The following is a 14404-nucleotide window of genomic DNA, read 5'->3' as shown; positions in this document are numbered from 1 at the left end:
ATCATACTCCTTCACTTATAATCTTGATTAATTTCTTCTTACCAATTCCATCATATCATAAGGCAGGGTATTGGCAGCTTCCTTCAAGGAATAGTTCTCTAGGTTATTTACATTTTGTCGTAACTTCTTGGCATACTTGGTCGTAATCAATCGTTTTTCTTCGTATTCGAAAATCAACTTGCGCTCCAGATAATAGCCTCTCAGCATTTCATCGATATTGTTGGGTTTGACACGATTGATAACCCGTTCGACAAAGGCACCACTGGTGATAATAGCTGTTTCTCTGAGACGAGAATCCTGCATGAAACTGATCAAAGAACTCTTATAAACCCCTTTTAGGTTCTCCAGACTTTCGATAATCATCTCTGTATTTTCTAGATAGAGCTCTGCAATTTGATCATAGTCAAGGGCTCTGAGTTTCTGTGATTCTTCATTTTTCCAACTGCGGAAGGTCTTGCCAAAGGTAAAGACTTCGTGAAGGAGAAAACGTAAAATCCGCAAGGAAACAAGGAAATAATAGGTCAAACGTGAAGCAAACTTACGATTGATACTTTGCTCCATGTTTTTCAAGTAACGTTGGTAGACTCGATAAGCACGCTCACTCATCTTGCCTTCTTCGTAAGCCTGTTCTAAACCATCACTTTCAATACTGAGGATAAGAAGTTTCAAGGCCTCCCAGTCTTCTTGAGCCCCCTTATTTTCTTGACTCAAGATAAGATTCTCTATTCGTCCATGGTAATTGTCAATGGCTGCATAGAGGGGGAGCTTATTTCTGGTATCTTCCAACTCTTTTTCCAACTCTATCGTTACTTCATTCAAAATGCCAATATGCATGAGATAGTCCTTACTTTCTTCCTGTTCATCAGAAAGATGAGGCAAGACTACGAGGCCTGTTAAAAAGCTTACAAGCGTCACACCTGCGACAAGGAAAAGCAAGAGAGGATACTCCTGTTCTAGATTACTTGGTATCAGAAGGATCGTAGCAATCGACACGGTTCCCTTAACACCTGAGAAAGTCAAAAGAAGCATGTCCTTCATATACTTATTCAGTTTTTTCTTGAGACGTCTAGTCCTATAGGCATAATAGCTATAAATCATGACAAAACGAATGGCAAAGAGGACAAAGGTAAGGGCTATAAGAGATACCAATAAAAGTAAGGGATTATAGATTGGATTGGTCAAGATAGGTTCTGCTATCATTTCCAACTCCATCCCTAAAATCACAAAGACAGAACCGTTTAGCATAAAATTCACTGTATGCCAGACCGTCTCGGTCACCGTATCCACCTGGGCTTCAAGGAGCGTAATTTTCTTAAAACGGCTTGCCTTTAAAATCCCAGCAACTACAACGGCAATAATCCCAGAAACGTGTACTTCTTCTGCCAGAAAGAAAGTCACCAGAGGCAAACTCAATTCTAATAAAAGCTCACTAGCAATATCCGTTGCTCTCACACTTAGCAAGAAGCTATGGAGGAAACGGTTGGTCATGGCTGTTACAAATCCAATTAAAAAACCGCCTAGGATTGAAAAGATGAGCGAACTACTCGCTTGCCCAAGGGAAAGGGCTCCTGTTGTCCAAGCTGTCAAAGCTACCTGAAAGGCCACCAATCCCGAAGCATCATTCAAAAGACCCTCACCCTTGAGGATATTGGACACGCGCTTAGGAAAGCTAAAGCGCTCCGAAAGAGAGGCAAAGGCTACCAAGTCCGTTGGGCCAAGTGCCGCCCCAACAGCCAAGCAAGCTGCCAAGGGAAGACCCAGCCAAAGAAGATGGGCCAAACCACCCAAACTCAGGGTCGAGATGAAAATCACTGGAAATATGAGATAAACAATGATTCGCCAGTGTTTTAAAATAGCTGTAATGTCCGCTTCTTCCGACTCTCGAAAAAGCAAGGGCCCAATAACCAGTGCCAAAAACAACTCTGTATTGAGGTGAAAGTCGGTATTGGGTAAAAAGAGACCAATCACAATTCCCAAAAGAATTTGCACCAAAGGTAGAGGCAAAAAGGGCAGGAGCTTATTGGTTGTGCTTGAAACAATCAAGACCAGTAAAAACAGGATGAGGTAAATCAGTAATTCCACGCACGTCCTCCTTAATCTTTTTTACAACAGGATTCAAATATCTCCTTCTGCTCTTTGATTTTTTGGTCAATCTTGGAACAGTCTTTGTGCTCAATTTTTCTCTGGCACCGTTCCATCTCAAGAGCAACTAATTTTTTCTTGATTTTAAGCATTTTTTTGCTCATGTGTGCTTGGTCTAACACACCCACCGCTCGTTCGTGTTGGGTTGATTCAACAAAATTCTGGCGCATGGCATCCAGCTTTTCACGTAGGTATTGTTTATCCATGTCTATATCTCTCTAATTTTTCAATCATCACTAAAAACGGTGGGTTGTTGACTTGGTTCAGGGTTCGGTAAATGGCAGCTGTGTACTCTTGTTGGTTCAACTGGCTGACAAAATCCAAGACAGCATCCCTCTCTAGGTCGCCTCCTTCATGACCATAATAGATCATGATAGCAATCCGTCCACCTTTGACAAGCAAATGACACAGCTTTTCTAATGCTTCAATCGTTGTCTGAGGTTGGGTAATGACTGACTTATCAGCTGATGGCAAATAGCCCAGATTAAAAATCCCTGCCTTGGCTTCTGTCACAAACTGGTCCAGTGTCTCGTGACCTTGCAAGATTAACTGGGCATTTGTCATTCCAGCTTGGTCCAAACGCTCTTGGGTCTTTTCCAAGGCTTGCTCCTGAATATCAAAGGCATAGACTTGCTTAGCTAGTTTCGCTAAAAAAATCGTGTCATGACCATTACCCATGGTCGCATCCACTACGATATCCTCTTTTGTCACTACCTCAGCCAAAAAATCATGTGCCATCTCAAGTGGTCTTTTCATTTTCAAACTCCTGTTTTACAGCCTTGCATCCTTGAATACTTCCACGACGTCGCATCTCCATCTCAATGCTGTTGAGCACTTCCCACTTATTGAGGCTCCACATAGGCCCAATCAGCATATCTCTAGGTGCATCTCCTGTGATTCGATGGATGACGATATGCTTGGGAATGATTTCCAGTTGGTCACAGATGACCTTGACATATTCGTCCTGACTCATCAGTTGCAAACGTCCCTCGTGGTAGTCCCGTTGCATACGAGTATTGGTCATCAGGTGAAGCAAGTGCAGTTTAATCCCTTGAATATCGTTATCCGTGACACAGCGGCGGACATTTTCAATCATCATCTCATGGGTTTCACCAGGAAGTCCGTTGATCAAATGAGAAACAATCTCAATCTTTGGATACTTTCTCAAACGCTTGACCGTTTCCACGTACAATTCATAGGAATGGGCACGGTTAATCAGATCAGAGGTTGCTTCATAAGTGGTCTGCAAGCCCAATTCAACCGTTACATGCATGCGTTCCGACAACTCAGCCAAATATTCGATAGTTTCGTCTGGTAAACAGTCTGGGCGCGTTCCAATATTGATTCCTACTACACCTGGTTCATTGATAGCTTGCTCATAGCGCTCTCGAATGACTTCCACCTTTTCATGGGTGTTGGTAAAATTTTGAAAATAAACCAGATACTTCTGAACATCAGGCCACTTGCGGTGCATAAAGTCAATTTCCTTATAAAATTGCTCACGGATAGGTGCATCCGGTGCTACGATAGCATCCCCAGAACCTGAAACCGTACAAAAAGTACAGCCCCCATGAGCCACAGTTCCATCACGATTGGGACAGTCAAATCCCGCATCAATAGGGACTTTAAAAGTCTTTTCTCCAAAGAGTTTTCGATAATAATCATTCAAGGTATTATAAGATTTCATAACTTTCATTATAACAAAAAACACCCACAATCTCAAAAGCCTGACTTTCCTATAAATTCCTCTGTTTCTCGTTTCCTTTAGCGATTTTTTATGATACAATATGGGTATGATTTTAATGAAATTAGCATCTATTTTATTATTGATACTGACTCTAGTAGTCTGCATTATCATAACCAAACTTTTTAGATTAAAAAAACTAGGACGAAACTTTGCGGATTTGGCTTTTCCAGTCTTGGTATTTGAGTACTACCTAATCACAGCTAAAACCTTTACCCATAATTTCCTCCCTAGACTAGGCCTAGCCCTCTCACTCCTAGCCATTATTCTCGTCTTTTTCTTCCTTCTGAAAAAACGCAGCTTTTACTATCCTAAATTCATCAAATTCTTCTGGCGTGCAGGATTCTTATTAACCTTTGTCATGTATATCGAGATGATTGTTGAATTGATGGCTCTCTAGCTGAATCTTATATGAGACATAAAAAATAAAGGATTTAACCCTTTTGACTTGGGTAAATCCTTTTTTCTTGTTTAAAAATCGTTTGAGCAGAGCGTTTCCAAGCGAGACTTCACTTGTCTCGCTTGGGAACACTGCACAGAATAAATCTTATGAAAAAGTTACATTCCTCAAATCAATCTTATCCGATCCACTCACCGTTTTCATTTACTTGATAACCATCCGGAGTTACTGTATTGACAGCAAGGGATCCATTTGCATCAACATAATACCATTTGTCTCCAACTTGGAACCATTGACTTGTCTTCATCGAACCTGATGCATCAACATAGTACCACTTACCATCTTGATCCAAAATCCACTCATTAGATGACATTGCACCTGATTGATTCAAGTAATACCATGCACCTGATTGATCTTTAATCCAGCCAGTTTCCATTTTTCCTGTTTGATCAAAGTAATACCAAGTATCTCCATCTTTGACCCAACCCTTAGCCAAGTCCCCATTTTGTTGACGATAATACCATTTACCATCTTCCTTGTTCCATCCAGGTTTTTTGCTTTCCTGAGTAGGAGCTTGTATCACAATGTTCGGAGCAACTGATAGATGATTTTTAAAATCTGAACTGTTACTTGTCACACCATTATTTGATGGATTTGGAATGACAATATTTGGATTCGGATTTGCTCCTGGTTTTTGTTCCGTAGGTTGACTGCTACCATTGTCTTGATGTCCACCCGCCGGCGTCTCAATGTTACTTGTTTTCTTCTTAGTACCTACCAACAGAATTCTATTTACAGGTTCTTCCAGAATCTCACGTGATTTTTCTTTATTCTTGCCATCAGTCGTTACTTCTGTATAGATACGTTCCTTACCAACTTTACCTTCTTGCAACAGGCGAACTTCTCCCTCAAACAGAGTATCGTCTTTTTGTTCAAGAGTTTGGAAGTTCAATTCTTTGTCTACCACTTCAAGACTAGGCAAGTCATATTGAGCAGGAGCTACAAGTTTTGCGTCTATCACTTTTTCCTTAGTCAATTTAATCCGGTATTCTTTGACATTCTTACCACTCTCTGATACCAGACGGACTAATACAGGAAGATTTTCATTTCCACTATCCACAATTGTAGATGTGACTTGATCTTTCCCTTCTACAGTGATTTTTGGACGTTCCCCTTTATAAATCAATTCATAGTCCAAACGATTTTCAGAGAAGTCAGGAAGCTCTTTACCATCTACTAAAATTCTTCCCTCTGTGCTCTCTTTTGCAAGCTCACTTGGTGCTCGGAAACTTAATTCAGTTAGTGCAACCCCATTTTTATCTGCTTTTCTGTCCATACGCCATCTCATAGCTTTGGTAGTCACAGCTTTAAAGGTCACATTGATCTCATTTCCAGCTTGAATTTCTTTGTCTGCGTAATAAGGAACAAGTTCCCAATTATCAGGGTTATTAAATGGATGATTTGATTCGTAGCTGTAGTTTGAATAGTAAACCGGAACATCAAAGTCAGGACCGATGTATCGTTCCAATACGAGTTTAGCTGGGGCATCTGTTCCACTATCTGCAAAGAAGTTTAGTTTAGCTTGTGAAACCTTTCTATCCACAATTTTACCATTCTTTTTAAAGATAACACCAACTGATACTTCTGGATTAGCAGATGGAGTAGCGGACCAGTTTGTCCAACGGTTGTCTTGATTTCGGTCATTATCATTTAAATAGTCTACACGGTCGTTCGAATTATCATCCAAATCATTAGTAGCTGAAGCAAAAGCCTGACTATGAGTAGCAAGATAATCTGGATTATCAGAAAGTGATCTACCGACCTTGTCCGTTACTCGAACAGATAATTCTACTGGGACTTCACTACCAACTACATGGCCTTTAATTGTATATTCTCCAGCCTTGCTTAGGGTAGAAGCAGGAACTGTTTCCCATTCAACTGCCAAATCTTTTACGTCATAACCGCTCTTACCTGCGAAATAAACAGGAACCTTATTTGGCAATTCCAAAGGTTGACCCAGTTGCAACAATTGAGACTGTTTAGCAGCAGCAATTGGTTTACGAGCCAACAAGTCTTTATCTTTTGTAAAGTGAAGGTTGTATTCTCCAAGAATATCGCCATTTTCTGCTTTCACAATAACACGGACAGGATCGCCCTCTTTCACGCTAGGAACCACTGTAGCAAGGCCATTATTTGTGATACTAGCTGTTACTTCTGGAATTTTTCCATCACTATAGTCTAAATAGTAATCTGTTAAGTCTGGATTAAAGTGAGGAAGATCTTTTCCAGCCACCTTAATCTTAGTAGTTGCCTCTTTAGCTGGTGCTACCTTTTTAGAGAAAACTTGTAATTCTGTAATGGATGTTCCAAGTTTATCATCAGCTCTGGTCATGCGAATACGTACCGCGTAGGTATCTACCTTGTCAAAACTGAAATGATTCATTTCTCCTGCTTTTAACTGATCTGGAGCCTTAAGATTTGTGACTGGTTTCCAATTTTTACTGTCATTAAATACGTGGTTTTCACCCTCTACATAACCAGGATTCTTCGGTGCAGTTGGAGCTTTTTCACCAACATAATACTCAATGACGTAAGATTTTGGAGCACCTACACCACTATCTTCATAAAAGGCTACATTCAAGTTATCAACCGAACGTTTTGTCAAAATACCTGAATCTCCAAAGAGTACCCCTACTGAAGCTTCTTCAGAACGTTTCCAGTTTGACCAACGATTTGCAGGCTGATCACCGTAAGAAATCACTTTATCATTTACATTAGATACTGGGTCATAAGAATGAGAATCTGATGCAAAGGCAAGTGGTAATTCTGAACCTGTCCATTGATCTGAAATATTATTGCCAATTTCTGTTTGATTGGATACACGAACATGTAATTTCGTTGTCAGCTGCGTTCCCTCCACATGGCCTGTTACAGTAAAGATTCCTTCTTTTGCATACTGGCTTGCATCAATAGTATCCCAAGCCACCTTAGCTGAAGATACTTGGCCATTTGAATAATAAGTACGGACACTCTCTGGCAAGCTTGGTGCTTCAGCAATTGGTGTTGTAATGCTCACATCTTCAACTGATACAATTCCTTCTACTGATACTGTCGCACGCGCTTCTTGATTCAATCCTTCAACCTTACCAAGAACTTCGAAAGTATGATAGTGATTTAATTTTTCAGATGGAATCGTATCCCAAACCACCTTATGAACTTTTGGAAATCCTTTATCGTACTCAACTGTTACTGTCGATGGAAGATTTGGTGTTTGGTGCAAATCTGTCACAAGGTTAACTGGACGAATAGCCTGGACGACTTTCTCTTCAGTATTTGCTGCAATCGTTAGAGGAAGTTCTCCCTTTGCACCTTCATATTGAGCTTGTAAAGTGAGGCTACCTGGTTTATGCAACTCTAGCATTCCCTTATTAACAGAGACTCCTCCCTCGCCTTGGCTTGAGAAAGTCACCTTATCGGTTGGTAAAACAGCTTCAGTTCCATCCTGATAACGGGCTAAAACTGTCATTTTAACAGTTTGATCTTCTTTGAGACTAGCAGCTTGATCCACTCTGAGACTCAAGCTTTCAATTTGTGGAGAATCAACAAGGAACTGAACCGCATAAGTTTGTAATTGTCCACCATCTTTAGGTTGAACATAGATACTAGCACGCATTCCATTTGACTCATTTGCCTGAACGACCTTCACATCAGCATTTTCAGCACTAGCACTGACTTCTGGAATTTTTGCACCATAAGAAAGTTTATGATAATGGACAGGATGTTCATTTGAAAGTTCCGTAACGCTTTCACCACCTACTGCTATAGTTGGTGTAACTTGAGCCAATTCCTTACCATCATCAACTATCAAAGTAGCGTGGATAGTTCTATCTCCCAATTGGCTAGTCATCTGGATATGTGCCCCTGGAGTAGACAACTTCTCTTGATCTTCTGGTGAAATTTCCCAATTTTCAACTTCGTAATTGTGAATACGACCATCTGATGAAACAAGTGAAACAAGTTTATCCACAGAGCTCAAGTCTGTTCCAGGTGCCATGCGTTTAACAGCTGGAAGTTCATTTGCAATTGTAAGAACTTCAACACGAGCCTCAACTTCACGCCCATCAGACACACCTTTTATAGTTACAATTCCAGCTTGACTGACATCTGCTTTAGACCAGGTTACAGGACGTTTTTCACGACTACCATCACTATAGACAAATGGCACTGTCTGAGGCATTTTAAGTTTTTGACCTAAAACTGTCCGAACTTTTGGTATTTCTGTTCCTAAAACAGTTTTTTCTGACTGGTCTGACTTACCTGTAAAAACTGTAACTTGATCTGATTTCAACAAGCCTGAATATGCTGTAAGGGTAAATTTACCTGCTTGATCAGTCGATTTAACAATCGCTACCCCTTTACCATTAAAGGCTCTACGAATCCAAGAACCATCTGCTTGTTCTTTATAACGTTCACGACTAGCTTGCTCACCATTATCCACACCAACCAGTTGACCTTGTCCATGAAGTTGGAAGTGAACTAGATTGTTAGCAGTTGGCACAACATTACCCTTGCTATCTACAATTTCGTAATAGATATAAGTCAAATCTTTTCCATCTGCAGCGATTGCATTTTCTTCCTTAACCAAACGGACACCTGCAGGTTCACCAGCAGTTACAATCTTATCACGAGCAATTTCCTTGCCAGACTCATCTCGAGCTACCGCTTCCAAAGTTCCTGGTTTATAAGCGACTTTCCACTCCAAGTATAGCTCTTGAGGATTTTCACCTTCTTGATATGTACGACCGTCACTTGTTTGTTTTTTGTTGAATTTTTTAAGACCTAGTGACTCATTATTTAAGAACAACTCAACACTAGCAGCATTGGAATAAGCTCTAACTGGGATTCGATTTTCAGCATCTGCAACATTGTCGGCCAATTCAGTCTTTTCCCAGTTCCAGTGAGGAAGTAAATGAACCATTGGTTTTTTCTTGGCAGAAACCCACTGACTTTGGTAGAGATAATAGTCATTTTTTGGAATACCTGCGGTATCAACAATACCAAAGTAGGAACTTTTTACTGGTGTACTATTTTGATTGTGCCATGGTGTTGGTTCACCAATATAATCCGTACCGGTCCAAATGAATTGTCCAGCATAGCCTGGATGATCTCTATCGAAGGTCCATGATGCTGTAGCAGTTTTACCCCAACCAACACGATCATTACCATAATCGGATTGTTCGTAATTACGCCAATATTGGTTACTTCCTACCCACTCACTCTCTGGATGGAAATAACTTCCTCTTGTACGAGTTGCTGAAGATGTTTCTGAACCATAAATGAGCCATTTCGGATGTTTCGCATGAAGAGTTTGATAATTTTCTTCAGAGTAATTCAATCCAACTGCATCCAGTTCATCTGCAATCTTTTCATGGTCCCCAGTTCCATCTCCGAAACGGAATTTATCAGCTCCCATGGTTACATAGCGTGTCTTATCAACAGATTTCACCACTTTCACCAAACGTTTGACAGTTGCTAGTGAATGGGCTTTCCCATCTGCTTCACCGATTTCGTTACCAATAGACCACATGACAACAGCAGGATTGTTTTTATCTCTTTCTACCATTGTTCGAAGATCGTAATCAGACCATTTTTCACCTTTTCTTGCCTCTGGATGGGTAGCATCTTTTTCAAAGAAACGACCATAGTCGTATGGTTTCTTACCGCCATACCAAGTGTCAAAGGCTTCTTCCTGAACTAGCAAACCAAGCTCGGCTGCAATTTGCAAGGTCTGAGGACTTGCTGGATTGTGAGTCGTACGAATCGAATTCACTCCCATTTCCTTCATCTGTTTCAGACGACGGTATTCTGCCTTATAGTTTTCTTCTGCTCCTAACGCTCCGTGATCATGGTGCAAGGAAACTCCATGGAACTTGATGTGTTCACCGTTCAAAGAGAATCCTTGGTCTGGAGTCCAGTTATAGTAGCGATAACCAAATAAATCTTTTTTAGCATCTACAAGCTGACCATCTTTATAAACACGAGTTACCATCTCATATAAAGCAGGTTTATCAGATGACACTGTCCACAATTTTGGTTTTTCAACTTCTAATGCTGAATCCAAATGAAGGGTTTGTTTTGCTTTTAGAGTTTTACTCTCAGTTCGAACAAGTTCTGTAACTGCCTTCCCACCTCGTTCAAAAATTTGATACTCTGCTACAATTTCATGGTCTTTATTGTCTGTATTAACAATTTTACTGCTTACTTGGGTTTCAACTTTTCCTCCTTGTTGACTTTCTAGTTTTGGAGTTAAAATAGTTGTCCCATTTTTTTCAACATGAATCTTGTCTGTTACTTGTAATGATACGTCTCGATAGATACCACTTCCTGAATACCATCTACTACTTGGTTGCTTATTAACTGCATGAACAGAAATAACATTTTCTCGCCCATCTTTATGGAGATAGTTACTAATGTCATATGAAAATTGATTGTAACCGTTTGGATAGTGACCAACTAGTTGACCATTGACGAATACTTGTGAATCCATGTAAACTCCATCAAAGGTTACACGAACATCTTTATTTAAGTCCTTTTCGTCTAACTTAAAGGTTTTCCGATACCAGCCATCTCCACCATTCAGTTGACCACCCTCGTTTTGAGCTGGAGAATCATGGTCAAAATCAAAATGAATACTCCAGTCATGAGGAAGATCCATTTTTTTCCATGAAGTAATATCTGCGTCTGGTTTAACAGCTTCCTTTGCATTGGCATTTAGTTTAAAGTGCCAATTCTGGTTGAAGGAAATGTTTCTATCTTCAATTAACTTATCAACTACTTCATTCGTAGCAGATTTGAATTCTTGCTTATCTTTTGAAACAGAACGATCTTGTGATTCTGCTTTATTTGTTTCTTCAAATTTCTTCTTATCCTCAGATTTATTTTTATCTTCAGATTTATCCGTTACCTCAGTCTTATTTGTTTCTTCAAGCTTCTTGCTATCCTCAGGCTTGTTCGCTTCTTCTGTTTTGTTTTCGACTTCAGCCTTACCTTCTTCTGAGGGAACTACTTGATTATTAGCCGCTGAAACTAAAGGTTGCTCTGCTTGAGGTTTAACTGTAGTATCACTACCATCCGCATTTTCCATTAGAGATACATTTTCAGCTTTAACAGGTTGCTCACTGGCTTTTTCAGTCATAACTCCTTCAGCTTTATGTTCACTTGAAAAATCAGTAACTACCTTGTTTTCAGGTTGGTGCTCAATCCTATTTGTTGACACAATCTCTTCAGTATTTTCGTTGGCATATACCGAAGAAGCCTGACTAAGGCTCGCCCCCAATAATAGAGCACATGTTCCAATAAGCACAGAGCAAGCACCGACTGAAAATTTTCGAATACTATAGACTCTCTTTTTGTTCCAATTACCTTTTTGCATGTAATCCTCCTATTGGTAACCGCTTTCATTTTGTCTGATAGCAAGCTACTTATTATATTTATCTTATAATACGATTTTATAACCAATAAAAAATTTGTCAATCGAATACAGATAAAAACAATGTTTTGGATTGTTTTTTATAAAAATTGGAGAATTTCCAGAGAGTATCGTAGCGAAATTTATTATAACAAATACGACATCGGACTCTACTTGACATTTTAAAAAAGAATAGCTTTTTACTATCTCAAACAAAAATATTTTTTCTTATCTTAACATAATGTAAAATCAAAAAGTAAACTAGAAATAATCTTTTACCACCAAAAATTCTTTCTTACATTTTTAGACATAGAAAAAGAGCCAACAAATATTTCAGTTAGATCTTGACTTTGTTCATTCTTCCTTCTTATTTTCCTTCTTTATCAGGAAATAGATAACCAATACCTACACAAGCTAGGACACCTGCTCCAATCACCAATCCGCTTGAAATTGGCAAAAGGTCCAAAATTGCATTCGCAATGATAAAGGCAATAATCAAACACATCAGACTAGCCTTGTAATCCTTTTTCAAAAGATTCTCTAGAGTGAAAAAGAGAAACAATCCTACCGGAATCAGTGACCAGAGGTTGACATCTAAACTTGGCCAGCCTACAGAACCAAAATACAATACTGTCGCTGCTGCTACCAAAAATACAATCCCCAATAATTTTTTCATTTGTTTATCTCCAATTTCTTTTTTAGGAACTTGAGTTATCTGATAGTGACACCTCACATCCCTTACAAAAAACATTATAGCAGAGGAGTTTTTCAAGAACAAGGCCTTTTGCCTATCTGGTCTAAATATAAGTCTAAGTGGTTCAATAGTTAAGATAAAATAAAAAGAAACCCAGTCGAATGAGTTTCATCACTTTGCCGATTGCAGGGTTTGAACCTGTGACCTTCGCGTTACGAGTGCGGTGCTCTACCAACTGAGCTAAATCGGCGATTACACTTACAGTATAGCACTCTGAGGATGGATGTCAAGGAATTTTCATTCCTATTAGAAAAAGCCTGTCCTGAGACAAGGCTTTGAGTTTCTTCCTCTTAGGATCCTGCACTTTCGTAGGCATCCAAGCCCCTATCCCAAAGTTTAAGGGAAATGACAAAGAAAACCAGAGAAATCAATATCAAACCTCCGATGTTAAAGATTACATCCTTGTCCTGCAAGAAATAGCTAGCAGGATAGTAGGCCGTAAAGGCAAATGGCACGATAAAGCTAATCAACCAACGAAGAGCTGAATTATAAATTGAAATGGGATACTTGGCAAAATCATTAAACATATAGAAAATGTAAATCATGGCGCCTGACTGCTTGGTCCAAAAAGCGATACTAGCTGTCGCGATTTTTAAGGAAGTATAAATCAAGGTCGCAAAAGGAATACAAACTAGGAAAAGCAGGAATTTGGGAAGCGTCCAAGCAATACTTGATACTGTTGTCGCTAGTAAAATACCACCGACCAAGAGCTCGCCCAAGGCATCAATCTGAAAGGTCTCAACGAGTATATGGAAGAGCGGATTGATAGGACGAGTCAGATACTTGTCAAACTCCCCTTTTCGGACTAGGCGTTGCCCTAGCGCCCAGAGATTGTCAAAAAAGAGATGATCCAATCCCTTGGGAATCAATGAAAAACCATAGATAAAGGCAATCTCTTGGAAGGACCAGCCTTCTAGCGAGGGGATGTGTTGAAAGATGACATTGAGAAACAAGAGGTTCAGACCTTGAGTCAGAAAGACTCCCAGGACACCAACTACAAAATCTACCTTGTACTCCATGATTTGCTTGATGTATTGTCTGATAAAAATCAGATGCATGCGTTGATATTTTTTCATACTAACCTCCTTGAATGGTGATAAAGGACTGGACTCGTTTCCAAATCAACTGAGACAAGCCCACCATCACTAAGAGCCAGAAAAACTGCAAAGCGAGCGCCTGAAGAATCTGATTGGCATCGTATTTCCCAACGATAATCATGACCGGAGTGTAAATCAAGGATGAAAAAGGCAGGAAGGACAGAATATCTGAAACAACCTTTGGAAAGAAAGCCAAGGGAATCAAACTTCCAGACATAAAAGCCACTATGGAAGTCTTAAGTAGGTTGGAACCCCAAAGATTTTTAAACACAAAGGCAGAAAATCCAAAGCAGATATTAAAGAAAAAGTTAATCAGGTAGGCTAGGGTTAAGCTAAAAAGATAAAGGACAGTTAATCCCAGCACTTCTACAATACCTTGCCCCGATAAGACTTTCATCAAAACAATGACACTTAAAAATGGCAGTCCAACAGATATAAAAATCAACCACTTGGAACCAAGTTCAGTGAAGAGATAAGAGGCCGCAAAATGCACTGGTCGCAACAAACGCATGATGATAGAGCCATCCTTGACCTCCTCCCCAATCATAAAAGACGAATCTGACTTGGTCAACAGATTAGTCACAAAACTCATGATGATGTAAAGGGTGATATCTGCCATGCTGAAGCCCTGAATCAAGGACTCCTGCGAGGAATCAAAGACTGCCTTCCAGAGATAGAAAGCCACAAATGCTCCCATCACATCACCAATCCGATAGAGAAGAAAATTGACTCGATAGGTAATCAACTCCTGAATCCCTGCATTGATAAAGGGTTTATAACGTCTCCACAATTTGACCAT

General features: G+C 39.8%; 8 protein-coding genes, 1 tRNA gene and 3 pseudogenes. 1 reads left to right on the top strand and 11 read right to left on the bottom strand.

The genetic code is table 11. From position 1 onward, the window contains the following. Nucleotides 1-27 precede the first annotated feature (27 nt). From ACLNCW_RS05230 to ACLNCW_RS05215, 4 genes are read right to left on the bottom strand one after another with little or no spacing between them, the layout of a single operon-like run. Nucleotides 28-2082 (bottom strand): cation:proton antiporter, encoded by a 2055-nt coding sequence (locus ACLNCW_RS05230; RefSeq protein ID WP_424845462.1) that lies wholly within the window; start codon nt 2080-2082, stop codon nt 28-30. A gap of 11 nt (nt 2083-2093) precedes the next feature. After that, nucleotides 2094-2348: a hypothetical protein gene (locus ACLNCW_RS05225; protein WP_004255753.1), complete on the bottom strand. Its 255-nt coding sequence runs from the start codon at nt 2346-2348 to the stop codon at nt 2094-2096. Continuing rightward, nucleotides 2341-2898, bottom strand: a complete 558-nt coding sequence (locus ACLNCW_RS05220) for a tRNA (mnm(5)s(2)U34)-methyltransferase (RefSeq protein WP_247933397.1) — start codon at nt 2896-2898, stop codon at nt 2341-2343. Before ACLNCW_RS05220 ends, ACLNCW_RS05225 begins: the two co-directional genes overlap by 8 nt. Beyond that, on the bottom strand, nt 2882-3838 hold the full coding sequence (locus ACLNCW_RS05215; RefSeq protein WP_261104910.1) for a TIGR01212 family radical SAM protein: 957 nt from the start codon (nt 3836-3838) through the stop codon (nt 2882-2884). Before ACLNCW_RS05215 ends, ACLNCW_RS05220 begins: the two co-directional genes overlap by 17 nt. A gap of 91 nt (nt 3839-3929) precedes the next feature. Here ACLNCW_RS05215 and ACLNCW_RS05210 point away from each other — a divergent pair, with 91 nt between their 5' ends. Then, the gene (locus tag ACLNCW_RS05210) at nt 3930-4286 is read left to right on the top strand and encodes a DUF3397 family protein (RefSeq protein WP_424845461.1); all 357 of its coding nucleotides are present in this window, start codon (nt 3930-3932) and stop codon (nt 4284-4286) included. Nucleotides 4287-4464: 178 nt separating this feature from the next. Here the strand turns inward: ACLNCW_RS05210 and ACLNCW_RS05205 are convergent. From ACLNCW_RS05205 to ACLNCW_RS05175, 7 genes and pseudogenes are all read right to left on the bottom strand, one after another. After that, nucleotides 4465-4773, bottom strand: a pseudogene (locus ACLNCW_RS05205) (hypothetical protein); the annotation flags it as partial. A 252-nt stretch (nt 4774-5025) separates the two neighbouring features. Next, a pseudogene (bgaA, locus tag ACLNCW_RS05200) lies at nt 5026-11481 on the bottom strand (LPXTG-anchored adhesin/beta-galactosidase BgaA); the annotation flags it as partial. A gap of 131 nt (nt 11482-11612) precedes the next feature. Beyond that, nucleotides 11613-11718, bottom strand: a pseudogene (locus ACLNCW_RS05195) (YSIRK-type signal peptide-containing protein); the annotation flags it as partial. A 403-nt stretch (nt 11719-12121) separates the two neighbouring features. Next, nucleotides 12122-12430, bottom strand: coding sequence for a hypothetical protein (locus tag ACLNCW_RS05190; RefSeq protein ID WP_084924005.1), 309 nt, complete (start codon nt 12428-12430; stop codon nt 12122-12124). Nucleotides 12431-12625: 195 nt separating this feature from the next. Next, nucleotides 12626-12698: transfer RNA gene (locus ACLNCW_RS05185), tRNA-Thr, on the bottom strand. Nucleotides 12699-12798: 100 nt separating this feature from the next. After that, the gene (locus ACLNCW_RS05180) at nt 12799-13584 is read right to left on the bottom strand and encodes an ABC transporter permease (protein ID WP_261060168.1); all 786 of its coding nucleotides are present in this window, start codon (nt 13582-13584) and stop codon (nt 12799-12801) included. 1 nt (nt 13585) lies between these two features. Beyond that, nucleotides 13586-14404: an ABC transporter permease gene (locus tag ACLNCW_RS05175; RefSeq protein WP_314498985.1), complete on the bottom strand. Its 819-nt coding sequence runs from the start codon at nt 14402-14404 to the stop codon at nt 13586-13588.

This window comes from Streptococcus sp. CL6.22 (assembly GCF_049738055.1).
Classification (GTDB): Bacteria; Bacillota; Bacilli; order Lactobacillales; family Streptococcaceae; genus Streptococcus; species Streptococcus mitis_DJ.
The sequence above is the reverse complement of the archived record's forward strand: the minus strand, read 5'-3'. Positions and strand labels throughout refer to the sequence as shown.